The sequence below is a fragment of the Pseudomonas sp. LBUM1670 genome (assembly GCF_059695695.1).
In genome coordinates this window covers 50060-75200 of record NZ_CP166783.1, presented here as the reverse complement: position 1 = coordinate 75200, position 25141 = coordinate 50060, and the positions used below count along the sequence as shown (strand labels likewise).

Genomic DNA, 25141 nt, shown 5'->3' with positions numbered 1-25141 from the left:
ACTGATGCTCAATGGCCTGTGGCTTGGCTTCTTCATCGTCGCGGCCGTATCGGCGCTGGCGCAGTGGCTGATCGGTGGCAACGCCGGGATTTTCGCGGCGATGGTGGAAAGCATTTTCGCCATGGCCAAGTTGTCGGTCGAGGTCATGGTCCTGCTGTTCGGCACCCTCACCCTCTGGTTGGGTTTTCTGCGGATCGCCGAAAAGGCCGGGATCGTCGAATGGCTGGCCAAGGCGCTGGGCCCGTTGTTCCTGCGCCTGATGCCGGAAGTGCCGGCCGGTCACCCCGCCATCGGCCTGATCACCCTGAACTTCGCCGCCAACGGCCTGGGCCTGGACAACGCCGCCACGCCGATCGGCCTCAAAGCCATGAAGGCGCTGCAAGAGCTCAACCCCAGCGACACCATTGCCAGTAACGCGCAGATCCTGTTCCTGGTGCTCAACGCCTCCTCCTTGACCCTGCTGCCAGTGACGATCTTCATGTACCGCGCGCAGCAAGGCGCGCCGGATCCGACGCTGGTGTTTCTGCCCATCCTGCTCGCCACCAGTTGCTCGACACTGGTGGGGTTGCTGTCGGTGGCGTTCATGCAGCGCCTGCGCTTGTGGGACCCGGTGGTGCTCGCCTATCTGATCCCCGGCGCCCTCGCCCTCGGCGGCTTCATGGCGTTGCTGGCGACGCTTTCGGCGACCGCTCTGGCGGGCCTGTCATCGATCCTCGGCAACCTGACGCTGTTCGGGCTGATCATGCTGTTCCTGGTGATCGGCGCGCTGCGCAAAGTGAAGGTTTATGAGGCGTTCGTCGAAGGTGCGAAAGAAGGCTTCGACGTGGCCAAGAATCTGCTGCCATACCTGGTGGCGATGCTGTGCGCGGTGGGCGTGCTGCGGGCGTCCGGGGCGCTGGATTTCGGCCTCGACGGGATTCGGCATCTGGTGGAGTGGGCCGGTTGGGACACGCGCTTCGTCGATGCGCTGCCGACGGCGATGGTCAAGCCGTTCTCCGGCAGCGCGGCCCGGGCGATGTTGATTGAAACCATGAAGACGTCCGGCGTAGACAGCTTCCCGGCGTTGGTGGCGGCGACGATTCAGGGCAGTACGGAAACGACGTTTTATGTGCTGGCGGTGTATTTCGGCGCGGTGGGGATTCAGCGGGCACGGCACGCGGTGGGGTGTGCGTTGTTGGCGGAACTCGCCGGCGTGCTGGGCGCCATTGGCGTTTGCTACTGGTTCTTCGGCTAACCATAAACCCTTGTAGGAGCGAGCTTGCTCGCGATGGTCGTCAACGATGACGATGGATGCCTGGCACCCCGCGGCGTGTTCAAGTTTTTCGCGAGCAAGCTCGCTCCTACAGTGTTCGGCGGCGGACTTATGGTCGCGCTGGCGGCGCGACTTTCTGCCCTTGCTCCACCGCCCAACTCACCACCTGCGCCGTCAACTGATCACTCGCCTGGCCAAACCCGGCCACCACCGACGGCACCTTCACATCACTCAACGGCTGGCGCACTTCGAAGCGGCGGCTGGCGAGAATGCGCTGGTCATAACCGCGCACCAGCAACGCGTCCAGTCGCACGACCACGCTGGCGGCCGTGCCCTGATACTCGGTCTGAAACGCTTGCAGGTTGCCGCCCAATTCCAGATCCGCCTGGAAATTGCTGTCATCAGTGCTCAACAACGACACTCGACCGTCACGCTGGAAACCATCGAGCAGACGATTGCGCAGCAGCACCGGCGCCGGGTCGCTCCAGCGTGAAGCCTTGTAGCTGCTGATCAGATCGCCTTGCGGAATCACGGCGATGTGCGGACTGTTCAACGCCTCGCTGGCCTGCGGTTTGGTCAGGCGCAGCGACCAGCGTTGCGGCGTGCCGTGGCCGGGAGAAACGCTCTGGGCCGAAGGCAACCGATACACATCGGACGGCTCCGACTTCGGCAGGATCGAACAGGCGCTGGTCAACGCAAAAGCGCCGAGGAGGGCAGCATGGCGCAGCTTCATGGCGTGAACTCCTTGTTCTTGTCATTGCCCAGCAGGTAACCGCTGGGGTTGGCTTCCAGGCGCTGGGAAATCGCCCGCAACGACGTCAGGGTATCGCGCAGCTCGCGCACCGCCGGGGCCAGGCCATTGAGGCCCTGCATGCCGCTGTTGAGCGAGTCCTGATTGTTGGTGAGCAGTTTGTTGATCGTCGCGCTGCTTTGTTCCAGCGACTTCATGGCTTGCTCGGCGCTGCCGAACATCTGCTTGCCCTGATCGTTGAGCATACCGTTGGCGTTGCGCATCAGCGCCGAGGTCTGCTCCAGCATCGCGCCGGCCTGCTTGCCGACCGACGCCAGTTGCTGCATCGCCTGACGAATGTCGCCGCGCTGATCGGCGATGGTGCCGGTGGTTTGTTCCAGATGTTCGAGGGTCTTGCTGATGCGCTCGACGTTCTCCGCAGAAAACATCTGATTGGCGTTGTGCATCAAGACGTTCACGCCGGCCATCAAATCGTTGCTGTCGTTGAGCAGCCGGGCGATGGGCGAGGGCGATGCGATGATGGTCGGTAGATCACCGTCCTTGCCCTTGAGCGTCGGGCTTTGCGGGGTGCCACCGCTGAGCTGGATGATCGACGTACCGGTGATCCCGGTCAGCGCCAGTTTGGCCTGGGTGTCTTCCTTGATCGGCGTGTCGCCACCCAGGCGAATCCGCGCCAGCACGCGGCGCGGGTCTTTCGGGTCCAGGCGCAAGGTCACCACGTCGCCGACCTTGATCCCGCTGTATTGCACGGCGCTGCCCTTGGACAAACCGCTGACCGCCTCGTTGAAGACGATTTCATAATCCTTGAACTCGGTGTCGACGCTGGACTTGGCCAGCCACAAGCCGAAGAGCAGGGCGCCTGCCACCACAATCACGGTGAACAGGCCGATCAATACGTGATGGGCGCGGGTTTCCATGTCAGACCTCATTCAACTGTTGAGCGGCCGTCAGCGCCGCGCGGCCGCGAGGGCCATGGAAGTATTCGTGAATCCACGGGTCGTCGGTCTCCGAGACCTTGTCGATGGCGTCCGCCACCAGCACCTTCTTCTGCGCCAGGACCGCCACACGATCAGTGATGGTGTAGAGCGTGTCGAGGTCATGGGTGACCAGAAACACACTCAAACCCAACGCATCGCGCAAGGTCAGGATCAACTGATCGAAAGCCGCCGCGCCAATCGGATCGAGACCGGCGGTGGGTTCGTCGAGGAACAGGATGTCCGGGTCCAGTGCCAACGCCCGGGCCAGCGCCGCGCGTTTGATCATCCCGCCGGACAGCGAAGCGGGGTACTTGTCGGCCGCCGACAGTGGCAGCCCGGCGAGCGCCAGTTTGACCGCCGCCAAATGCTCGGCATCGTTGCGGCTCAGGCCAGCGTGTTCAATCAAGGGCAGGGCGACGTTTTCAGTCACGGTCAGCGAAGAGAACAGGGCGCCTTTCTGGAACAGCACACCGAAGCGCCGCTCGACCATCGAGCGCTCGTGTTCGGACAACGTCGGCAGGTTCTTGCCGAACACCTTCACCACGCCTTCGCTGGGCTGGCGCAAGCCGACAATGCTGCGCAGCAGTACCGATTTGCCGCTGCCGGAACCGCCGACCACGGCAAGGATTTCGCCCTTGTACAGATCCAGGTCGAGGTTTTCGTGCACGCTCTGGCGGCCAAAACGATTGCACAGCCCACGGACTTCAATCACCGCCTCGGAGGGCGCTCGGGGTAGACGACTCACCAGCCCATCTCCATGAAAAACAGCGCGGCCACGGCGTCGAGCACGATCACCACGAAAATCGACTGCACCACACTCGATGTGGTGTGCGCGCCCACAGACTCGGCGCTGCCGCTGACCTTGAAGCCTTCGAGGCACCCGATGGCGGCGATGAGGAACGCAAAGATCGGCGCTTTGACGATCCCCACCAGAAAGTGCTGAACGCCGATGTCGGTTTGCAGCAGCGAGAGGAACATCGCTGGCGAGATATCCAGCGCCACGGCACAGACCACGCCGCCGCCGACGATCCCCGAGAGCATCGCCAGAAAGGTCAGCATCGGCAGCGCCACCAGCAGGGCCAGCACGCGCGGCACCACCAGCAACTCCATCGGGTCGAGACCCAGGGTGCGAATGGCATCAATTTCTTCGTTGGCCTTCATCGAGCCGATCTGCGCAGTGAAAGCACTGGCGGTGCGGCCGGCCATCAGGATTGCGGTGAGCAACACGCCGAATTCGCGCAGGAAAGAGAACGCCACCAGGTCCACGGTGAAAATGCTCGCACCGAAACTCGCCAGCACCGTTGCCCCGAGAAACGCCACCACGGCGCCCACCAGAAAGGTCAGCAGGGCGACGATGGGCGCGGCGTCGAGGCCGGTCTGCTCGATGTGCGCGACCATCGGCGTGATGCGCCAGCGTTTGGGGCGGAACAGCCCACGGGCGATGGTTTCCAGGATCAGGCCGACGAATCCCAGCAGTTGCAGGGTGTCCTGCCAGACGGCGTCCACCGCGCGACCAATGCGGGTCAGCAGTTGAATGCCGACGCCGATTTCCACTTCCTTGATCGGCACGCAGAAATCGGTCATCGAGCAATAAACGGTCTGCAATAACGCACGATCGGCGACAGACAGCGTGCAGTCGGGATGTTCGGCGGATTTGCCGAGGCGGTCAGAACCGAGCAACTCCACCAACAGCGATGCGCCAGCGGTGTCGATCGCGCCGAGGCCGTTGAGGTCGATGTGGGTTGTGTCGTCGTATTGGCCGCGGAGCTTTTCGCTCAGATCCTTGAGGTCGGCGTAATGGGCGAGCGTCCAGTCACCCATGACCCGCAATTGCGCAGGGGTGTGCGAGGTGTCCATCAAGGCACTGCCGGGCATTGTGCTGCTGGTCATAAGCTCCGTGCTTGTTCGGCTGTTACGCAGAGCTACGTAATAGCACGAACCGCATTACTTTTCTTTGGCCGGTGTGCTGTCCGTGATCTTGAAGCGCAACACACCGATCAACTGACCGTCCTCGGTCAGCACACGGACCTGCCAGTCACCCGCCGGGTTGCCGGGGAAGTTCTGTTTGTGTGTCCAGGCGCGATAGCCTTCCTTGCGCCCGCCGTGGACGTCCAGCGCGATGCGGTCGACTTCTTTACCGTTGAACTGCCAGACGTGGTAAATCCGCTCACCGAGACCGCGCGGGGCGTTGATCGCCGTGTAGGCGTACAGGCCGTTTCCACGGATCTGCTCGGCGCTGACTTCTTCCAGGCTTTTGCCTGGCGTGCGGTCCTGCATTTGGGTGCTGATCGCCACATCGGTCATCCACAACGTGGCCGGCGGCACCCACGAGCGCAACACCCAACCCACGCCGCCGATGCCGACGGTGATGCTCAGAATGGCCAGCGCGTTGCGCACCGTGCGGATCGGGAAGATCGACGCCAGGCTCGGGAACGACAGGACGACGGCCGTGCCCAGGGCGAGTTTGAAGCTCTGGGACGTGGTCAGGTGCAGGATGACGGGCAGGGCGGTCAGCAGCGCGGCAAACAGCGTCAGCGTGTGCAGCGCCAGGAACGCCCAGCGCCGGGGCGCCAGCCATTTGTAGTAGAGCGGGTCGATGATGGAAATCAGCGCGGCGATGCACAGCAGCCCGGTGAAAAACAGCTGGATGCTGTTCCACGTTGTGGTGATGAAAAAGAACGGCAGGACGAAGAACAGACTTTCCTGGTGAATCATCTGCGTGGCATAGCGCAGCAATGGCCGGGGAATTTCCCGTTTGAAGATTCGGGCGAAGAGCTTGGTGAGGCTGTTTTCCAGCATCAGCCAGATCCAGCTCAACACCATGATGATGGTGATCCAGGTCGCCAGGCCTTGCTGACGATCCACCAGCATGAAGCTGGCGACACCGGAGATGAAACCGCCGAGCGCAATGACCCCTGGGTAGCGCTTCATCAATTCGAGGATGCGCTGTACGAACAAGGTCAGGGTAGGCATTCGGCGATTCACAATAGTCGTGGAAAAATCCTCGACAGGTTACCGCCCGGGGGGCGGTGTGGCGAGGGTGCCAGTCACTTTGCCAAATACAAACCCCAGATTGGAAATCTAATTGTGGTGAGGGGATTTAACGAAACGTCGCACCGCCCCGTTCGGCTGCGAAGCAGTCGCAAAAACCTGTGAATGCGTTTTGTCTGATTGAACCGGATGGCCAATTCCGGGGCCGCTTCGCGACCCAACGGGGATAAATCCCCTCGCCACAGATTTCTTGCCTGCCTGAAGATTTTCTTGAGTGAACAGCATTACGCAGCCACAGGGATTGGTTATCGGCTGCGATGGATTCGCCAAGCCAGCAGCATTAGCACGAACATCCCAAACACCCCGCCAATCGCCCACATCACCTGGTCATAACTCATCAACGGCTTCTCGATCCGCAGATAACCGGGTTGCAACAGCAACTCACGCATGGCCTTGTTGGCTTCTGCCAGCGTCACGCCGTGCAGTTCCCTGGCCGGGTCAGCGAAACGACCATCCTCGTAGTCCCCCAGCGCGCTCCAGTAGTAATCGGCCAGCGCGCTGTTGCCTTGCACGGCCCAGGCCTGACGGGCAATGGCGGCCTGCTTGAGGCGGTTGAAGGTGTCGGCATTCAGGCCGACCTTGAGCAGCCCGGCCTTCAACTCATCCAATACTTGCTCGGCCTCGGCCACATCGTCGCGCTCTAGGTCGGCGTTGAGGCTCATGAAACCCACACCACCAAACACCTCGCGTTCGGCCGAGGGGCCGTAGGACAGACTGTGCGCCAGGCGCAGCTGGCGATAGAGCGCCCAGTCCAGATAGTCCTTGAGCAAGTCGAAGGTTTCGTCGTGCTGGTCTTCCAGCACCGGCTCCGGCACCAGCCAGTGCAATTTCGCTCCACCGCCGACGAAGCCGTGACCCAACGTGCGCTCATGGGCTGCGCTGGCCTGGATTTGCGGCAGTGGTGGGTGATCGCTCGGGTCAACCGCCTCGAGTGCGCCCCAGGCCCGTTCCAGATAGGCCGGCAGCAAACGGTCGAGGTCGCCGACCATGATCAGTGTCATGTTGTTCGGCGCGTACCAGGCCTTGCGTGCCGTCTCGAGTTGTTCGCGGGTCAGGTGATCGACCTCGGCCCGCTCCGGGCACTTGAGTCCCAATTCCACGGCCAGTTGGTTGCTCGCCGTGTGGCCCAGGTCCTGACGATCGAGCCAGCGTTGCAAGTGTGAGTAATGGCCGCCGTCCTCGCGCTCGACCACTTGCTTGGCGGCGTTGATCGCGTTGTCGTCGATTCGGGTCTGGGTCAGCAGCGCCAGCAGCAGGTCAAGGACCTTGCGCTGGTTTTTCGCCGGCGCTTCGATGACGAACGTGGTGTCGGCGTTGCTGGTGTAAGCGTTCCACTCACCGCCGAGCGCCTGCATGCGTTCTTCCAGGCCGCCTTCGCCGGTGGCGTCGATGCCGCTGAACAGCAGGTGTTCGAGCAGGTGCGGCAGCTCCTTGTCGGCGCAGCTGAAATCATCAATACCGACGCCAACCACCAGCCGAATCGCCACGTGTCCGCGTTCGGTGCCGGGTTTGAGCAGCATTTGCAGGCCGTTGGGCAGCGTATAGCCCTCGACCTGGAAACGGTCCAGGGCAAACGAAGGAAGTGATCCCAGCAACAGGCAGGCAAACAACAGACAACGCATAACGAGTTTCCGTACGACTAATTGGAGATCCGTGTCGTCAGTCAGGGCCTCTTCGCGAGCAAGCCCGCTCCCACATTTGAAATGCATTCCACTGTGGGAACGGGCTTGCTCGCGAAGAGGCCTTCAGGCTGAACCATTGTTACTGACTGACCACACTGCCAGACGTTCAAGGCGAATGCGTGATGTCAGCCAAATCATCGGTGGCCAATGCACCGGTGTCAGACGTTTCCAGCACCACATACGCACTGCTGCAGAACAACGAATTCAGACGCTTCATGTCGGCGATCAGCTCCAGGTGCAGCGAACTGGTCTCGATGCTTTGCACGATCTTACGTTGCAACCGGCTGACATGAGCATGGGCCAAGCGGCGTTCCTGCGCGCGAAAGCGACGTTTCTCACGCAACAACTGGCGGGCACTTTCCTTGTCGGCGCTGAGGAACACCGACAATCCCAGGCGCAAATTGGAGATCAGCTGACTGTGCAACCCCGCCAATTCGTCCAGACCGACCTCGGAAAAAGACCGGCGCTGCGAGGTTTTCTGCTGTTGAACCTTGCGCAGCATGCGTTCAATCAGGTCGCTGGCCAGTTTGAGGTTGATCGCCAATTCGATGATTTCCGCCCAGCGCCGACTGTCGTGCTCGCTGAGGTCTTCGCGGGGCATCTGCGCCAGATAGAGCTTGATCGAACTGTAGAGCGCTTCCACATCATCGGTCAGGCGGCGCATTTCCTGGGTGACGGCGGTTTGCTTGCCTTGCAGCACGTCGAGCATGGCTACGAGCATGTTGTCGATCAGATCGCCGATGCGCAGGGTTTCCCGGACGGCGTTGGCCAGCGCCAGGCTGGGGGTCACCAGCGCCGTCGGATCAAGGTGCCGCGGTTTGGCGGTGCCGTTGGTTTCCGGCCGCTCCGGCAGCAGCCACGCACAAAGCCTGGCCATCGGCCCGACGCTTGGCAGCAGAATCAGACAACGCGTGGTGTTGTAGAGCAGGTGGAAGCCGATGACCATTTCCTGTGGGCTGAAATCCAGGCTGTCGATCCAGTGCACGAGCGGGTCGAGCACTGGAATGATCAGCAACAGGCCGATCAGCTTGTACAGCAGGCTCCCGAGCGCCACCTGACGACCCGCGGCGTTCTGCATGCTGGTGCTCATGAACGCCAGAATGCCGCTGCCGATGTTGGCACCGATCACCAGGCCGATGGCCACGGGCAAGCTGATCACGCTGGCACCGGCCAGCGTCGCGGTGAGCAGGACGGCGGCCAGGCTGGAGTAGGAAATCATCGCGAACAGCGCGCCGACCAGGGCGTCAAGCAGGATGTCGCCGGTCAGCGAGGCGAAAATCACTTTGACCCCCTGGGCGTGGGTGATCGGCGCAGCCGCTTCGACAATCAGTTGCAGCGCCAGAATGATCAGCCCCAGGCCGATGCTGACGCGGCCCATCTGCCCGAGCCGCGTCTGTTTGCGCGACAGGAAAAAAATGACCCCAATGAAAATCAGCAGCGGCGACAGCCATGACAAATCGAACGTCAGGACCCGCGCCATCAGCGCCGTACCCACGTCGGCGCCGAGCATGGTCGCCAGCGCCGGCGTCAGCGCCATCAGGCCCTGACCGACAAAGGACGTGACGAGCATGGCAGTGGCGTTGCTGCTCTGGACCATGGCGGTCACGACGATCCCGGCGACAAACGCCAGCCCGCGCTTGGACATGTTCTGGCCGATCACATGGCGCAGGTTGGAACCGTAGACCCGCAGGATGCCGGTTCGGACGATGTGCGTGCCCCAGATCAACAAGGCCACGGCAGATAGCAAATTGAGCAGGGTGAGCATACGGGCCCCCTGGGGTGGCAGCGCCCCAGAGGGGCAAGTTGACGGTGCCGCGCGACTTTCTACGTTGTGTACTTTAAGCTGTAGTTGGCTAACGGTCCGGGCGCCAGCATCGCATAGCTAAAGAAGTGATTGAAACAAAACTGTCATGAAAACAGGGCCTATCAGTCGCGCAAAAACAATGTGGGAGCGGGCTTGCTCGCGAAAGCGTCGTATCAGGCAACATTGATGTCGACTGATACTCCGTCTTCGCGAGCAAGCCCGCTCCCACAGGTTTTGCGTACTAACTGAGAGACACCGGGCTTACTGCCCCGGAATGTCCTTACGCAGTTTCACCGGATCTTGCTGCTTCTTCTTTTTCAGCATCGCGGTACGCATCTTGATGTTGATCGCTTCCACCGCCAGGGAGAACGCCATGGCGAAGTAGACGTAGCCTTTCGGTATGTGCGCATCGAAGGATTCAGCAATCAGCACGGTACCGACCAACAGCAGGAACGACAGCGCCAGCATCTTCAGCGACGGGTGCTTGTCGATGAACTCGCTGATGGTGCCGGAAGCCCACATCATCACCAGTACGGCCACGATGATCGCCGCGACCATGACCGGTACGTGGGAGACCATGCCGACTGCGGTGATTACCGAGTCCAGCGAGAACACGATGTCGATGATCGCGATCTGGATGATGGTGTAAATGAAGTTGCCGCCCTTGCCGCCCGGCTCCTCATTGCTTTCGTCTTCACCTTCCAGCGCGTGGTACATCTCTTGCGAGCTCTTCCACAGCAGGAACAGACCACCGAAGAACAGGATCAGGTCGCGCCCGGAAATACCCTGGCCGAACACTTCGAACAGGTCTGCCGTGAGGCGCATGACCCAGGTGATCGACAGCAGCAACAGGATCCGCGTGATCATGGCCAACGCCAGACCGAAGATTCGGGTGCGCGCCTGCATGTGCTTGGGCATGCGGCTGACCAGGATCGAAATCATGATGATGTTATCGATACCGAGGACGATTTCCAGGGCGGTCAGGGTAAAGAAGGCAACCCAGATTTCAGGGTTGGTCAGCCATTCCATGTGTATTCCTTTGAGCGAGTGTTAAACCAGAACGGGCCCGGGCTTCAAACAGCAAAGCCTGGACCCGTTGTGGTGAGTCTTGGGCTTATAGAGTGCTGAACAGCGGAAAAATCCCCATCAGCAACGCGGCGACCAGTATGCACATACACACCAGCACTGCCCACTTCAGGGTAAAGCGCTGATGGTCACCGAAGTCGATACCCGCCAGGGCCACCAACAAATAAGTCGATGGTACCAGCGGGCTCAGCAAGTGGACGGGCTGACCGACGATCGAGGCACGTGCCATTTCAACCGCGGTTATACCGTAATGACTGGCCGCTTCGGCAAGTACTGGTAACACGCCGTAATAAAATGCGTCGTTCGACATGAAAAACGTGAACGGCATGCTCACCAGCGCAGTGATCACGGCCAGGTACGGGCCGAGGAAATCCGGGATGACCGCCAACAGGCTTTTCGACATCGCATCGACCATGCCAGTGCCCGACAGGATACCGGTGAAGATGCCCGCGGCAAAGATCAGACCGACCACCGCCAGCACGCTACCGGCGTGAGCCGCGACGCGATCCTTCTGCTGTTGCAGGCAAGGATAGTTGACGATCATTGCAATACTGAACGCCACCATGAACAGCACCGGCAGCGGCAACAGGCCGGCGATCAGGGTGCACATCAGGGCGAACGTCAGGGCGCCGTTGAACCAGATCAGATTCGGGCGACGGGCATCCGGGAACTGCGAAACGCTGATTTCGCTGTGGTCGATTTCGTCACCCACCAGGTGCAGTTCACCCAGACGCGCACGTTCACGTTTGCCGTAGAAGTAAGCGATGGCCAGGATGGCCAGGACACCGGCAGCCATCGCCGGAATCATCGGTACGAAGATCGCCGAAGGGTCCACGTGCAGCGCACTGGCCGCACGAGCGGTCGGACCACCCCACGGAGTCATGTTCATCACGCCGCCGGCAAGGATGATCAGGCCGGCCATGATCCGCGGGCTCATGCCGATGCGGCTGTAGAGCGGCAGCATGGCGGCCACACAGATCATGTAAGTGGTCGCACCATCACCATCGAGGGAAACGACGAGCGCCAGTACGGCGGTGCCGACCGACACTTTCAACGGGTCGCCCTTGACCAGTTTGAGAATCTTGCGCACGGCCGGGTCGAACAGGCCGGAATCGATCATCAGGGCGAAATAGAGAATGGCGAACATCAGCATCACGCCGGTCGGCGCAAGCTTGGTGATGCCTTCGAGCATCATCGGGCCGATCTTCGGCGCAAAACCGCCGAACAGGGCGAAGACGATCGGGATGATGATCAGGGCGATCAGCGCGGAAAGGCGCTTGGTCATGATCAGGAACATGAACGTGATGACCATGGCAAAGCCAAGGAAAGTCAGCATGGGAATACTCCAGGCGTAGCGCGGCTAGGGAATGGGCGAACCGGGTGGGTCAGCGCAGAACGGGAAGCACGAGGCGTACGGGCGGAGTTGCAGCGAAGCGGCGGGTAGCAAAGGACATCAGGGTCACCATTGTTGTTGTTAAATGGGCTGTGCGAGCGATAAAACACTGGCATTGGCCGACCGGTCTGTTGCCGGCAGTGGGGCGATCCTAATCGGGGAAGCTTTCAGCCAGCTTTCGCTGGGGAAAGCATTGACCGGATGTGTGACCGGTCGTCGGACTGGGGCAGGGCGGGGAAACCGAGTTGCGGCCTTCGCGAGCAAGCCCGCTCCCACATTGAAATGCGCTCACCTGTGGGAGCGGGCTTGCTCGCGAAGGCGTCAGTAAGAACGCATCAGGAGGAAACAGCATGACCAACATTCACACAGGCGGCTGCCACTGCGGACATCTTCGCTATCAATTCAGTGGCCCGTTACACGACATCGCCCACTGTCACTGCTCGATTTGCCGGCGAGTCAGCGGCGGGATCGTGACCACCTGGATCACCGTGCCCGCGTCGACTTTCGAATGGCTGAAAGGCACACCGGCGCAGTACGCGTCGTCATCCAGTTGCGTACGATATTTCTGCTCGAACTGTGGGGCGCAACTCGCGCTGGTGACACGCCTCAGCCCCGAGAGCATCGACCTGACTATCGCCACCCTCGATCATCCCGAGCAGGCCCCGGCCGAGCGGCACATCTGGACCGACAACCGTTTGCCGTGGCTGCACCTGGACGAGCACCTGCCGGGTGAAGCCGAAGAAACCCTATGATCAAAAAACAGACAGGTCCAGCGGCCGAATCGCGCCCATCCAGATCGCATGTTCCGTGTGGTCGAGCAAATCGTTGCCTGTATCCGGGTGCAGGAACACCACCAAACCCTTGCGGTTGAGTGCCAGCCACGGCAACACGTCGCCGATGAGTTCGGGGCCGAACGCCAACTGACAGCTCCAGTCCGGGTGCGGGCCGACCGGACGTTCGTGCACTCGACCCATCTTTAACGGGAACAGGTGCGCCGCTTGCTCACACAACGTGCGCGCCTGATCAATGCGGGCGGCGTCGAAATACACGTGGGCGTGATAGCCCTTGATCTGCTGCATCTGAATCCCTCTAAAACCCGGTCGAACCCTCACCGTTTCCCACAGGTCACACACCATATAGGTAGGAAAGTGTGGAGCTCAGCTTATGAAAAATGCCGAAACTCCGGTGGTAAAAGTGGTGCTGTATGGTGCCATGAGTAGCCTGGGCAGTGCGCTGATGGCTGAAATGCTGCGGCGCCAACATGAAGTGATCGCGATTCTCGACGACCTGACGGCGCTGGCGCCGCGCCCCGGTTTGCGCGCCAAGACCGGTGATCTGTTTGACGCCGAGCGGGTCAAGCAAAGCGTGGCGGGTTGCTCGGCCGTCATCTGTCTATTGGACGCTCCGGGGTTGCCGTTCAACAGCGAGCACGTGGAAAAAACCATCGTGCCGGGCCCGGTCGAACAAGTACTGGCGGTCGATGCGCTGATCGATGGCATGCAGGCTGCGGGCATTGCCAGACTGTTTCTGGTGGGCGATTTCGAGGTGTTGGACGATCCGGAGATTGAAGATCAACTGGAACGCCACGCCGCCGAAGAAATCCGCGAAGCTCTGCAAAGCAGCGCGTTGCACTGGACGCTGGTCAATGCGCCACGCAGCGTCGCGGGGCTGACGATCGAGCATTTCAGTCAGGTCAGCAGCAGCCTGGAACCGGGGCTGGCCGAACCGCTTCAGCGGTTGAGCCGCGTCGCGACGGGGATTGCCGATGAACTGCAGCTGAACCTTCACGTTGGCGAGCACGTGAATTTTGTCGCGACTTCAGAGCAGTAAAAAGATCGCAGCCTTCGGCAGCTCCTACATGGGAACGCATCGTAGGAGCTGCCGAAGGCTGCGATCTTTTAATTTTCACACCGCAATCGAAGGTAAAGACACGCCATTCAGCGATTGCGCACTGCTAGCCTGTTCCTCCATCAACCAGTCCACAAACTGTTGAATCAATACCCCGCGCCGCTTGCGTTGGGGCAAGACCACGTAATAACCCAGCCGGGACATCACCGTCTCCGCAATCGGTCGACACAACAAACCTTGCGCGAGCAAGTTATCCACAAGGTGCCGCCAGCCAATCGCCACACCCTGACCGCCAATCGCTGCTTGAATCAACAAGGTGTAATTGTCGAAACGCAATTGCCCGGGCACGGGCGCCGACATGATCCCCAACTCGCGAAACACGCCACTCCAGTCGAACCAGTTGCTGCTGTTTTCGCCGCGCAGGTGCAGCAGCGGAAATTCCAGCAGCGACTGTGCAGGCAACGGCAGGGTGCGGTCCTTCAACAGCAGCGGACTGCACACCGGAAACACTTCTTCGCTGAACAGCCAATGGCTTTCGCCCTGTTTAAAACGCCCATCACCAAACAGCACCGCCACATCAATGTCGGTACGCAGCATGTTGAGGCTGCGCTCGCTGGTGACCAGGCTGACGTCCACTTGCGGATTGGCGGCGTGAAAACGGTGTAGACGAGGCATCAGCCAATAGGCGGCGAAGGCGAAGTCGGTGGCAACTTGCAACACTTCATGCTGATGCTGTGCACTGATCGCGCTCAATCCTGCGTCGATATTCTGCAAACCGAGTTGAACTTGCTCGTAAAGAATCGTCCCCGCCTCAGTCAATTCAATGCCGCGATAAATGCGATCGAACAGCCGTGTGGCGAGCTGATCTTCCAGCCGTTTGATCTGCTGACTGATCGCCGGTTGCGTAGTGCCGAGCTCAACCGCCGCCGCAGTGAAGCTGCGCTGGCGCGCCGCCGCTTCGAAGGCACGGAGCAGATCAAGGGACAAATCACCCAGAGCGTCATACATAAGCTGTGCTTATCCTAGTCATTACCTGGCATGGGCTTTACCACAAAGTGCAAGGACTCCATGCTCGATCGCAGCACTCTCGCATAAATATTCACTATGGAATGCCGCGATCACATGAAGCGCAAGAATATTCTTTTCATCATGGCCGATCAGATGGCCGCGCCAATGTTGCCGTTCTACGGCCCTTCGCCTATCCAATTACCAAATCTCAGCCGCCTCGCCGCCGAAGGCGTGGTGTTCGACGCCGCTTATTGCAACAGCCCACTCTGCGCGCCGTCGCGTTTTACCCTGGTCAGCGGTCAGTTGCCGAGCAAGATCGGCGCCTATGACAACGCGGCCGATTTCCCTGCCGATGTGCCGACCTACGCCCACTATCTGCGTCGTCTCGGCTACCGCACCGCACTGTCCGGCAAGATGCACTTCTGCGGCCCGGACCAGCTCCACGGTTACGAAGAACGCCTGACCAGTGACATTTACCCGGCCGATTATGGTTGGGCGGTGAACTGGGACGAACCGGATGTCCGTCCGACCTGGTATCACAACATGTCGTCGGTGCTTCAAGCCGGGCCGTGCGTGCGCACCAATCAACTGGATTTCGACGAAGAGGTGGTGTTCAAGGCCCAGCAATATCTGTTCGACCACATCCGTGAGGAGGGCGACCAGCCGTTCTGCCTGACGGTGTCGATGACTCACCCACACGATCCGTACACGATTCCCAAGGCTTTTTGGGATATGTACGACGATGCGGAAATCCCTTTGCCTGATACCCCGGCGCAAACCGACCTTGATCCGCACTCACAGCGTCTGCTCAAAGTTTACGACCTGTGGGACAAGCCACTGCCTGTGGATAAGATCCGTGACGCGCGCCGTGCGTATTTCGGAGCGTGCAGCTATATCGATAGTAACGTCGGCAAACTCCTGCAAACACTCGAAGAAACTGGTCTGATCGAAGACACCATCATCGTCTTCTCCGGCGACCACGGCGACATGCTCGGCGAGCGTGGGCTCTGGTACAAAATGCACTGGTTCGAAATGGCCGCGCGAGTCCCCCTGTTGATAAGTGCTCCGGGGCAGTTCGGCGCAGGACGAGTCAGCGCAGCGGTTTCCACCGCCGACCTGCTGCCGACGTTTGTCGAGTTGGCCGGCGGCTCGCTGGAACCGGGCCTGCCACTGGACGGCCGCTCGCTGGTTTCGCACCTGCAAGGGCAGGGCGGTCACGACGAGGTCTTCGGTGAATACATGGCCGAAGGCACCATCGGCCCGTTGATGATGATTCGTCGCGGCGCGTACAAATTCATCTACAGCGAAGACGACCCGTGCCTACTCTTCGACGTACACAACGACCCGCGTGAGCAGGAAGAACTCAGCCATTCACCACAACATCGGGCCATGTTCGAGGAATTTCTGGCTGAAGCCCGGGCCAAATGGAACATCCCGGCGATACACCACCAGGTGCTCGCGAGCCAGCGTCGTCGGCGATTTGTCGCCGACGCGCTGACCATCGGCAAGCTGAAGAGCTGGGATCACCAGCCGCTGGTGGACGCCAGTCAGCAATATATGCGCAACCACATCGACCTCGACGACCTGGAGCGCAAAGCACGTTATCCACAACCCTGCCAAAACCAATAATGTGAAGGGGAAGCCCATGCAAAAGTTATCCACAGTACTGACGATCGGGCTGCTGGCCCTGGGCAGTGCATCGGCGTATGCCGATCAGAGCTGCGAGACGGTGAAAATGGCCGACCCTGGCTGGAGCGACATCGCCGCGACCAACGCCATCACCGGGTTTCTGCTGGACGGCATGGGCTACAAGGCCAAGGTCGACACCCTCGCGGTGCCGATTACCTTTGGCGGTTTGAAGGATGGCCAGGTCGACGTATTCCTGGGTAACTGGATGCCGGCGCAACAGGGTTTTTATGACAAATTCGTGGCCACCGGCGACGTCACGCAACTGGCGAAGAACCTCGATGGCACCGAATTCACCCTGGCCGTTCCGGATTACGTGTGGGACGCGGGTGTGCATAACTTCGCCGACCTGAACAAATTCGCCGACAAGTTCGAGAAGAAGATCTACGGCATCGGCTCCGGTGCGCCGGCGAACATTTCGCTGCAAGAGATCATCAAGAAGAACGATTTCGACATGGGCCAGTGGAAACTGGTCGAGTCCAGCGAGCAAGCGATGCTGGCCGAAGTGTCTCGCGCCGTGAAGAAGCAGAAGTTCGTGACCTTCCTCGGCTGGACGCCGCACCCGATGAACGTGCAGCTGAAAATGCATTACCTGAAAGGTGGCGAAAAATACTTCGGCGACACCGGCAGCGTTCATACCCTGACCCGCAAGGGTTATGCCGAGACCTGCCCGAACGTTGGCAAGCTGCTTACCAACCTGAGTTTCACCCAGGAGATGGAGAACAGCATCATGGCGGATGTGGTGAACAAGAAGGTCAGCAATGCGGATGCGGCCAAGGCGTGGATCAAGGCAAATCCGGCGGTGCTGGATAAATGGCTGGAGGGTGTGAAGACCGCAGACGGGAAGGATGCGTTGCCGGCCGTGAAAGCCAAACTCTAATTTCCCGGACCTTCAATACAGTTCACCAACTTGTGGCGAGGGGATTTATCCCCGTTCGGCTGCGCAGCAGTCGATTATCGATTGGTGTTTCGGGCCGCTTCGCAGCCCAACGGGGATAAATCCCCTCGCCACAATGATCGCGATGTACTGATACCCTTGCGCAAAAATCCCATCCGAGAGGACCCATGGCCTTCCCCAGCCGCCATTCACTCTTCCCTTTCCTGCGTTGGTTGCCCCGGCAGACCCGCGCCAGCGTCGGTCGTGATTTGATTGTCGGTCTCAGCGGCGCCATTCTCGCGTTGCCGCAATCCATTGCCTACGCGCTGATCGCCGGTCTCCCACCGGAATACGGCTTGTACGCCGCGATCATCCCGGTGCTGATCGCCTGCCTCTGGGGTTCGTCGTGGCATCTGATCTGCGGTCCTACGGCGGCCATTTCGATTGTCCTGTACGCCAGCGTCAGCCCTCTGGCCGTTCCCGCGTCCAAGGACTACATCACGCTGATCCTGCTTCTGACGCTCCTCGCCGGCATTTTCCAGTGGCTGCTGGGTTTGCTGCGATTCGGCGCCCTGGTGAATTTTGTCTCTCACTCGGTGGTGCTCGGGTTCACTCTTGGCGCCGCGGTGGTGATTGCCATCGGTCAAATGCCCAACCTGCTGGGGCTGGACTTGCCCAATCAGGCGACAGCGCTGGGCAGCTTTACGAGCTTGTTCCAACATCTCGGCGAGGTAGACCAACCCTCTCTGGCGCTGGGCCTGGCGACTGTCGCGGTCGGAATCGTGCTGAAACTGCTGCTGCCGCGCTGGCCAACGCTGTTGATCACCCTGGTCCTGAGCGGATTGCTCGTGTGGCTTTGGCCATCGATGTTTGGTCACGTGCAGTTGGTCAGCGCATTTGTCGGGCGCCTGCCGCCCTTCAGTCCGTTGCCGCTGGATCTGGACATGATTTTGCGCCTGCTGCCCAGCGCCGTGGCGGTCGGGATGCTCGGGCTGGTGACGAGTCTGTCGATTGCCCGTTCCTTGTCGGCGCGCTCGCAGCAGTTGCTCGATGCGAATCTGGAAGTTCGCGCCCAGGGCTTTTCGAACATTGTCGGTGCGTTTTTTTCCGGTTCGCTGTCAGCCGGATCCTTCACACGCTCGGGACTGAGCTACGAAGCGGGTGCCTGCTCGCCGCTGGCGGGCGTTTTTTCGGCGTTGTGGGTGGCACTGTTCGCGATCTTCGGTGCCCATCTGATTGCGCATATTCCGATCCCTGCCATGGCCGGCAGTATTCTGTTGATCGCCTGGGGATTGGTGGACCATCGCGGCATTCGCGCGTTGCTGCGGGTCAGCCGCGCCGAGTTCGTGGTGATGGCACTGACCTGCGTCGCCACGCTGTTGCTGGAACTGCAAACGGCGATTTATGCCGGGGTGCTGGCTTCACTGTTCTTCTACTTGAAACGCACGTCGCAACCGCGGGTGCAGCATTGGCGCGACGGCGATGAAGACATCCTCCGGGTCGGTGGTTCGATCTTCTTCGGCGCCAGCCATTACCTGCAAGTGCGCCTGCAACGCATGCACGGCGCGCGCGTGGTGATCGAGGCGCAGCACATCAACTTCATCGACTATTCGGGTGTGGAAATGCTGCACCAGGAAGCGCGACGGCTGCGCAAGCAGGATCGCAGCCTGACCTTGCGCGGCGCACGGCCGCCGGTGGTGGAGGAATTGAGGAAGCTCGAAGGCGCAGAGAAATGCCCGATCCATTTCGAAGATTGACACCACCCCTGTAGGAGCGAGCTTGCTCGCGATGGACGTGAACGATACTGCGTAAAACCAGATGCCCAGCGGCGTTCTTGGGTTTTTCGCGAGCGAGCTCGCTCCTACAGGAGGTTACGCGGCCAGTTGGCGGCGGAGTTCGGCCAGCACCGGCGCGGTGTCCGGGCGCACGCCGCGCCACAGGAAGAAGGCTTCTGCCGCTTGTTCAGCGAGCATCCCCAGGCCATCCATCGACACTGCCGCGCCATGCTCCGTAGCCCAGCGGCAGAACGAGGTCGGCTCCTTGCCGTACATCATGTCGTAGCAAACGGTATTGCCCGGTTCGATCAGGCTGCCGGCAATCGGCGGTACATCGCCTGTCAGGCTGGCGGACGTTGCGTTGATGATAAGGTCCACCGGCTCCTGCAGCCAATCGAAAGCACTGGCCGACACCGGCCCCAGATCAGCGAACAACTCCGCCAGCAACTCGGCTTTTTCCACCGTGCGATTGGCGATGATCACCGAGACCGGCTGCTCGGCCAGCAGTGGCTCCAGCGCTCCGCGCACTGCACCGCCGGCACCCAGCAGCAGGATGCGTTTGCCCTTGAGGCTGAAACCGGCGTTGACCATCAGGTCACGCACCAGCCCGGCGCCATCGGTGTTGTCGCCCAGCAACGTGCCATCGGCGAGTTTGCTCAGGGTATTCACCGCGCCAGCTCGCTGCGCTCGCGCCGTCAAACTGTGCGCCAGACGGAACGCCTCTTCCTTGAACGGCACCGTCACATTCGCCCCGCGACCTTCAAGGAAAAACGCCCGAGCGAAGTCGGAAAAATCATCGAGCGGTGCCAGCGAAGTGCTGTAGTCCAGTTGCTGAGCGGTCTGCTCGGCGAACAGACGATGGATCAGTGGCGACTTGCTGTGGCCAATCGGATTACCGAATACGACGTAACGGTCCATCAGGATTCCTCGTTCAGGCCTTGGCCAACCAATCTCGATCTTGCAGGAAGTACTCGGTCAGGCGCGCTTCTTCGCTGCCGGGTTCGGCTTTCCAGTCATAGCTCCAGCGAACTTGCGGTGGCAGCGACATGAGGATCGACTCGGTACGCCCGCCCGACTGCAGGCCGAACAGCGTGCCACGGTCATACACCAGGTTGAATTCGACGTAACGGCCACGGCGGAACTCCTGGAATTCGCGCTGTTTGGCGGTGAACGCATCGTTCTTGCGACGCTGCACGATCGGCAAGTAAGCGTCGATGTAGGCGTCACCGATGGCGCGCATGAAGGCAAAACTGGTGTCGAAATCCCACTCGTTCAAATCATCGAAGAACAGCCCGCCGATGCCGCGCGGTTCGTGACGATGCTTGATGTGGAAGTAGCTGTCGCACCAGGCTTTGTAACGCGAGTAGACGTCCGGACCGAACGGCGCGCAGGCCTGCTCGGCGACGCGGTGCCAGTGCACGCAGTCGTCTTCATTGCCGTAATACGGGGTCAGGTCGAAGCCGCCGCCGAACCACCAGACCGGCTCCTCACCTTCTTTCTCAGCGATGAAAAAGCGCACGTTGGCGTGGGAAGTCGGCACATGCGGGTTGTGCGGGTGAATCACCAACGACACGCCCAAGGCTTCGAAGCCACGCCCGGCCAGTTCCGGCCGATGGGCGCTGGCGGACGGTGGGAGACCGCTGCCGAAGACGTGGGAAAAGTTGACGCCGCCCTTTTCGATGACAGCACCGTTCTCGATTACCCGGGTGCGACCGCCACCGCCGGCAGGCCGGGTCCAGGCGTCCTCGACGAACTGCGTGCCGCCGTCTTCGGCTTCCAGGGCGGCGCAAATGCGGTCTTGCAGGTCGAGCAGGTAGGCTTTTACGGCCTCGGTGCGGGTCGTCATGTCATCACCTTGAATCGGGCAAAACTACGCGGCGCTCCATTGGAGCAGGGGGCCGGCGCAAATGGGCGCGTAGCATAACATCGCAGGTGGGCCTCCCGCAGTTGACGAAGATCAAGCTTAGGAGTCCGATAGCGAGCTTGGCGCTACAACTCCAGTAGCTAAGACCTAAGGAGAGTTCTGATGGCAAAGCGTATCCAGTTCCGCGCCCATGGCGGCCCCGAAGTGCTCGAGTATGTGGATTACCAGCCCGCCGAGCCCGGCCCGCAGCAAGTCCGCGTCACCAACAAGGCCATTGGCCTGAACTTCATTGACACCTATTTCCGCAGCGGCCTCTATCCGCCGCCAGCCTTGCCCTCGGGCCTGGGCGCTGAAGGTGCGGGCATCGTCGAGGTGGTGGGCAGTGAAGTCACCCGCTTCAAGGTCGGCGACCGCGTGGCTTACGGCAGCGGTCCGTTGGGCGCCTACAGCGAAGTTCACGTGTTGCCGGAGGCCAATCTGGTGCACCTGCCGGACGCCATCAGCTTCGAACAAGCGGCCGGAGTGATGCTCAAGGGCCTGACCGTGCAGTACCTGCTGCGTCAGACCTATGAACTCAAGGGTGGCGAAACCATTCTGTTTCACGCCGCTGCCGGCGGTGTCGGTTCCCTGGCCTGCCAATGGGCCAAGGCGTTGGGCGTGAAGTTGATCGGCACGGTCAGCTCGCCGGAGAAAGCCGCGCTGGCAAAGGCCAACGGTGCGTGGGCGACCATCGACTACAGCCATGAAAACGTCGCACAACGGGTACTGGAATTGACTGACGGGAAGAAAGTCCCGGTGGTGTACGACGGCGTTGGCAAGGATACCTGGCTGACGTCGCTGGACAGCGCGGCACCTCGTGGCCTGGTGGTGAGTTTCGGCAATGCGTCGGGTGCAGTGGACGGGGTGAACCTGGGGATTTTGGCGGGGAAAGGCTCGCTGTACGTGACCCGGCCGACGCTGGCGACTTACGCCAACAACGCCGAGAACCTGCAGCGGATGGCGGATGAGCTGTTTGAGATGATCATCAGCGGTAAGTTGAAGGTGGAGATCAGCCAGAAGTATCCACTGGCTGAAGCGGCGAAGGCGCAGACCGAGTTGTCGGCGCGGCGCACCACCGGCTCGACTGTTCTGTTGCCTTGAGGGCCTCTTCGCGAGCAAGCCCGCTCCCACTTTTGAAATGCATTCCAATGTGGGAGCGGGCTTGCCCGCGAAGAACGATGACTCGGTCTCAATCCGGGCGGATGACATTACCGGTCGCCAGATCCCGAATCACACTCGGATTCTTGCGCCCGCCCAGATTCCCGCCCAGGATCAAATCAACCTGCCCACGGAAATACTGCTCCACGCGAATCCGCGTCCGCGCCGCTGGCCGACCCTGCGGGTTGGCCGACGTCGAAACCAGCGGCCCGACCACCGCGCACAAATCCCGCACCAACGGGTGATCGCTGACCCGCAACGCCACCGTCTCGTGCACACCCGTGATCCACTGCGGCAGCAGATTCTGATGCGGCACCAGCCAGGTATTCGGCCCCGGCCAGGTGCTGGCCATGCGATCCATCCACAGTTCAGGGAAGTCTTCGAAGAGAAAATCGAACTGACGAATGTTGTCGGCGACCAGAATCAGGCCCTTGTCCACCGACCGACCCTTGAGCATCAGCAGACGTTCTACCGCTTCTTCGTCCCATGGGTCGCAACCCAGGCCCCAGACCGCCTCGGTTGGATAGGCAATCACCGCCCCTGCGCGAATGGCTTGCGCGGCTTGTTGCACACGCCAACTGTTAACCATGAAAAAACTCTCCGGAATAAGGCTCTGCGCAGTTTACCGATCTTCCTTATAAAACCTAGCTCACCCGGGCAAACCAGCGCCCGCTTTCGCAGACCGCCCGGCCCTCCATTTCCAGCTCCGTCAATGCCGCCAGCACTTTGGGCAGAGCCCAGCCGCTGGAGACGGACAACGTTTCACTGGTGTGCGGGGCCGCATGCAGCAGCATGAGCAGCGGATGAGTCACGGCTGGCGTCTCCATCGACAACGGCAACTGTTGCCAACCGCGCAAGGCTTCGAGGATATGTTCAATAGTTTCTACCAGCATCGCGCCGTCGCGAATCAGCTGATGACAACCCTTGGCGCCGGGATGATGAATCGACCCCGGAATCGCATACACCTCGCGACCTTGCTCCGCAGCCAGCCTCGCGGTGATCAATGAGCCACTGGCGACACTGGCCTCGACCACCAGCACGCCAAGGGACAAACCGCTGATGATCCGGTTGCGCCGGGGAAAGTTGCTGGCGGTGGGCCCCGCGTCCAACGGAAACTCCGAAAGCACCACACTGCCCGACGCAATCATGGCGTCCGCCAGCCTCCGGTTACGCTGTGGATAAAACTTTTCAAGTCCCGTGCCAAGTACACCGACCGTTCGCCCGCCCACGTCCAAAGCGGCTTGATGCGCGGCGGCATCGATGCCCAGCGCCAGACCGCTGGTGATGACAAAACCGGCGCTGGCCAGACTCCGGGAAAACGCGGCAGCGGTGTCCATGCCCGGTCGCGAGGCGCGACGACTGCCGACCATCGCCAGCTGCGGTTTTTCCAGAATGCCCGGATCGCCGGCCGCGAATAACAGCGGTGGTGCATCACTGATTTCCGCCAGCAATGCCGGATACTCAGGCTGGTCCCACATCAGTAAATGCTGGCCCGGACGCTCTAGCCAGGCCAATGCGTGGCTGGCGCCATCGCGGATTTCACTTGAGCGCCTGGCCTCCGAGCAGGTGAGCGGCAGGCCCAATGCACGCCAGGCACTGGCCGGCGCGCTGATGGCTTTGGACGCCGAGCCGAAGGCCTCAAGCAACTTTTTGAAACGGGCAGGGCCGAGCTCCGGTAAACGATGCAGGCGTAGACGGGCTTCCAGTTCCGCAGGCGAAACGGGTGTAACAGCAGACAGCGACATGGATCATCCTTGATCGTTATAAGCCCCGTTCAAACGGGAATAAGCTGTGGATAACTCTGTTGGTAACTTGTGGAGCAGGCTAAGGATTTCGCACCTTGTCCAGCACCGCCAACGAGCGCGACGCGTTGAGTACCAGTCCATAACTGAGCTTGTCGTAAGTGCGAAAAACCATCAGCAAACCAGCGCGTTCATCCGGAATCTTCAGCGGTTGGCCGGTGATCCGGTCACGCACGGTTTCGCCGGTTTTCATCACCACCAGCACGTTGCCTTCGGCCAGACCATCACGTTGTCCCTTGTTCAGCGTGACGACGTCCATCGCGCCAATTTGGGTAACCCCGCGCGGCACGTCGATGATCAGCCCGTTGATGTCGGTTGTTGGCGCACTGGGCATGAAGGTCGAGTTGATCGATCGCTCTTCACTGCTGAACAAACGGTCGCCAAGACGTACTTCCTGAGTCGTGCGCTGCAGGGCGAGGGTGGCGACATCGCCTTCAGTGGCGACAATTTCGCCGCCGCCGACGTCGTCCGCGTTGATCCCCAGAAACTCTTTGCTGTAGGGGTCGGTGTAGACCTTGCCCTGGCGGAAGATGCCGTAAACCGGCTGGTTGGCGTCGAATTGGCCACGGGCGAAGATGCGGTCACCGGTGCCGCTGAGCACCCGTTCGGCATCGCCGGCGACGATGTAAGGCGCCTGGTCGAAATCCTCGACCTTGTCGACGATGCGGTTGCTCAGCAGGAAGCTGTTGATCGCTTGCAGCGGAATACTCGGGATGGCATCCGCCACCGGCGAGCTGCGCACCCGTGGCGAGAGCTTGATAGTGCCCCGGGAGGCGCCGCGATTGAGGGTCAGACGCGGCTGGCCATTGACGTAGACCAGCGACAGCACATCGCCGGGGTAGATGAGATTGGGGTTCTGGATCTGCGGATTGGCTTGCCAGAGCTCAGGCCATTTCCACGGTTCACGGAGGAATTTTCCGGAGATGTCCCAGAGTGTGTCACCTGCGACAACCGTGTATTGCTGTGGAAAACCTTCCCTGAGTTGGACTTGCCCATGCGCGAAACCGGCCGAAGCCAGAAGGAGCAGGGCGAGTAGTGATTTCCTCATGCGGTGAATCCCTTTATTATGTGCGTTCGCGTGAAACGCC

At 60.7% G+C, this 25141-nt stretch carries 23 protein-coding genes and 1 pseudogene; 8 read left to right on the top strand and 16 right to left on the bottom strand.

Going from position 1 to position 25141, the window contains the following annotated elements:
* Positions 1 to 4 precede the first annotated feature (4 nt).
* Together ACA073_RS00345 and ACA073_RS00340 are read left to right on the top strand one after the other, a co-directional pair.
* Positions 5 to 1234, top strand: coding sequence for a nucleoside recognition domain-containing protein (locus tag ACA073_RS00345; RefSeq protein ID WP_497400759.1), 1230 nt, complete (start codon positions 5 to 7; stop codon positions 1232 to 1234).
* A 33-nt stretch (positions 1235 to 1267) separates the two neighbouring features.
* Positions 1268 to 1351: pseudogene (locus tag ACA073_RS00340) on the top strand (outer membrane lipoprotein carrier protein LolA); the annotation flags it as partial.
* Between the two features lie 10 nt (positions 1352 to 1361).
* On the opposite strand, the gene ACA073_RS00335 reads toward ACA073_RS00340, so the two are convergent.
* The 9 genes from ACA073_RS00335 to ACA073_RS00295 form a co-directional block, all read right to left on the bottom strand.
* Entirely contained in the window at positions 1362 to 1985 is a 624-nt protein-coding gene (locus ACA073_RS00335; RefSeq protein WP_497400757.1) for an ABC-type transport auxiliary lipoprotein family protein, read from the bottom strand.
* On the bottom strand, positions 1982 to 2920 hold the full coding sequence (locus ACA073_RS00330; RefSeq protein ID WP_497400756.1) for an MlaD family protein: 939 nt from the start codon (positions 2918 to 2920) through the stop codon (positions 1982 to 1984). The genes ACA073_RS00335 and ACA073_RS00330 overlap by 4 nt, the downstream gene beginning before the upstream one ends.
* A gap of 1 nt (position 2921) precedes the next feature.
* Positions 2922 to 3725, bottom strand: coding sequence for an ABC transporter ATP-binding protein (locus ACA073_RS00325; protein ID WP_017341742.1), 804 nt, complete (start codon positions 3723 to 3725; stop codon positions 2922 to 2924).
* Positions 3722 to 4870 carry an ABC transporter permease gene (locus tag ACA073_RS00320; RefSeq protein WP_497400755.1) on the bottom strand — a complete coding sequence of 383 codons (1149 nt, stop codon included), beginning with the start codon at positions 4868 to 4870 and terminating at the stop codon, positions 3722 to 3724. Before ACA073_RS00320 ends, ACA073_RS00325 begins: the two co-directional genes overlap by 4 nt.
* Before the next feature lie 54 nt (positions 4871 to 4924).
* Positions 4925 to 5953, bottom strand: coding sequence for a DUF5924 family protein (locus ACA073_RS00315; protein ID WP_497400754.1), 1029 nt, complete (start codon positions 5951 to 5953; stop codon positions 4925 to 4927).
* A 323-nt stretch (positions 5954 to 6276) separates the two neighbouring features.
* Entirely contained in the window at positions 6277 to 7653 is a 1377-nt protein-coding gene (locus tag ACA073_RS00310; RefSeq protein WP_497400752.1) for a M16 family metallopeptidase, read from the bottom strand.
* 166 nt (positions 7654 to 7819) lie between these two features.
* A complete protein-coding gene (locus tag ACA073_RS00305; RefSeq protein WP_497400750.1) occupies positions 7820 to 9478 on the bottom strand; it encodes a Na/Pi cotransporter family protein in 1659 nt (552 codons plus the stop codon).
* Between the two features lie 300 nt (positions 9479 to 9778).
* The gene (locus ACA073_RS00300; RefSeq protein ID WP_497400749.1) at positions 9779 to 10546 is read right to left on the bottom strand and encodes a TerC family protein; all 768 of its coding nucleotides are present in this window, start codon (positions 10544 to 10546) and stop codon (positions 9779 to 9781) included.
* Positions 10547 to 10631: 85 nt separating this feature from the next.
* Positions 10632 to 11939, bottom strand: a complete 1308-nt coding sequence (locus ACA073_RS00295; protein ID WP_497400747.1) for a CitMHS family transporter — start codon at positions 11937 to 11939, stop codon at positions 10632 to 10634.
* A gap of 407 nt (positions 11940 to 12346) precedes the next feature.
* Between ACA073_RS00295 and ACA073_RS00290 the strand changes: the two genes are divergently transcribed.
* Positions 12347 to 12748: a GFA family protein gene (locus tag ACA073_RS00290; protein ID WP_497400745.1), complete on the top strand. Its 402-nt coding sequence runs from the start codon at positions 12347 to 12349 to the stop codon at positions 12746 to 12748.
* On the opposite strand, the gene ACA073_RS00285 is transcribed toward ACA073_RS00290, so the two are convergent.
* Positions 12749 to 13075: a DOPA 4,5-dioxygenase family protein gene (locus ACA073_RS00285; RefSeq protein WP_497400743.1), complete on the bottom strand. Its 327-nt coding sequence runs from the start codon at positions 13073 to 13075 to the stop codon at positions 12749 to 12751. It abuts the gene before it with no gap.
* Positions 13076 to 13160: 85 nt separating this feature from the next.
* On the opposite strand from ACA073_RS00285, the gene ACA073_RS00280 reads away from it, so the two are divergent.
* On the top strand, positions 13161 to 13826 hold the full coding sequence (locus ACA073_RS00280; RefSeq protein WP_497400741.1) for an NAD(P)-dependent oxidoreductase: 666 nt from the start codon (positions 13161 to 13163) through the stop codon (positions 13824 to 13826).
* A 75-nt stretch (positions 13827 to 13901) separates the two neighbouring features.
* On the opposite strand, the gene ACA073_RS00275 is transcribed toward ACA073_RS00280, so the two are convergent.
* Positions 13902 to 14852 (bottom strand): choline sulfate utilization transcriptional regulator, encoded by a 951-nt coding sequence (locus ACA073_RS00275; RefSeq protein ID WP_497400739.1) that lies wholly within the window; start codon positions 14850 to 14852, stop codon positions 13902 to 13904.
* A gap of 114 nt (positions 14853 to 14966) precedes the next feature.
* Here ACA073_RS00275 and betC point away from each other — a divergent pair, with 114 nt between their 5' ends.
* The 3 genes from betC (at position 14967) to ACA073_RS00260 (ending at position 19172) form a co-directional block, all read left to right on the top strand.
* Positions 14967 to 16481: a choline-sulfatase gene (gene betC, locus ACA073_RS00270; RefSeq protein ID WP_497400737.1), complete on the top strand. Its 1515-nt coding sequence runs from the start codon at positions 14967 to 14969 to the stop codon at positions 16479 to 16481.
* A 16-nt stretch (positions 16482 to 16497) separates the two neighbouring features.
* The gene (choX, locus tag ACA073_RS00265; RefSeq protein ID WP_497400736.1) at positions 16498 to 17418 is read left to right on the top strand and encodes a choline ABC transporter substrate-binding protein; all 921 of its coding nucleotides are present in this window, start codon (positions 16498 to 16500) and stop codon (positions 17416 to 17418) included.
* A 185-nt stretch (positions 17419 to 17603) separates the two neighbouring features.
* The gene (locus ACA073_RS00260; protein WP_497400734.1) at positions 17604 to 19172 is read left to right on the top strand and encodes a SulP family inorganic anion transporter; all 1569 of its coding nucleotides are present in this window, start codon (positions 17604 to 17606) and stop codon (positions 19170 to 19172) included.
* A gap of 114 nt (positions 19173 to 19286) precedes the next feature.
* Here ACA073_RS00260 and aroE read toward each other — a convergent pair whose 3' ends face one another.
* Positions 19287 to 20108, bottom strand: coding sequence for a shikimate dehydrogenase (gene aroE, locus ACA073_RS00255; protein ID WP_497400732.1), 822 nt, complete (start codon positions 20106 to 20108; stop codon positions 19287 to 19289).
* 13 nt (positions 20109 to 20121) lie between these two features.
* Complete coding sequence (hemF, locus tag ACA073_RS00250) at positions 20122 to 21036, bottom strand: oxygen-dependent coproporphyrinogen oxidase (protein ID WP_497400731.1); 915 nt, start codon at positions 21034 to 21036, stop codon at positions 20122 to 20124.
* 180 nt (positions 21037 to 21216) lie between these two features.
* Here hemF and ACA073_RS00245 point away from each other — a divergent pair, with 180 nt between their 5' ends.
* Positions 21217 to 22194 (top strand): NADPH:quinone reductase, encoded by a 978-nt coding sequence (locus ACA073_RS00245; RefSeq protein WP_497400729.1) that lies wholly within the window; start codon positions 21217 to 21219, stop codon positions 22192 to 22194.
* Positions 22195 to 22282: 88 nt separating this feature from the next.
* Here the strand turns inward: ACA073_RS00245 and tsaC are convergent, their stop codons facing one another.
* From tsaC to ACA073_RS00230, 3 genes are all read right to left on the bottom strand, one after another.
* Positions 22283 to 22840 carry an L-threonylcarbamoyladenylate synthase type 1 TsaC gene (gene tsaC / locus ACA073_RS00240; RefSeq protein WP_497400728.1) on the bottom strand — a complete coding sequence of 186 codons (558 nt, stop codon included), beginning with the start codon at positions 22838 to 22840 and terminating at the stop codon, positions 22283 to 22285.
* Between the two features lie 55 nt (positions 22841 to 22895).
* Entirely contained in the window at positions 22896 to 23996 is a 1101-nt protein-coding gene (gene dprA, locus ACA073_RS00235) for a DNA-processing protein DprA (protein ID WP_497400726.1), read from the bottom strand.
* Between the two features lie 79 nt (positions 23997 to 24075).
* Positions 24076 to 25101 carry a LysM peptidoglycan-binding domain-containing protein gene (locus ACA073_RS00230; protein WP_497400725.1) on the bottom strand — a complete coding sequence of 342 codons (1026 nt, stop codon included), beginning with the start codon at positions 25099 to 25101 and terminating at the stop codon, positions 24076 to 24078.
* Positions 25102 to 25141: the final 40 nt, after the last annotated feature.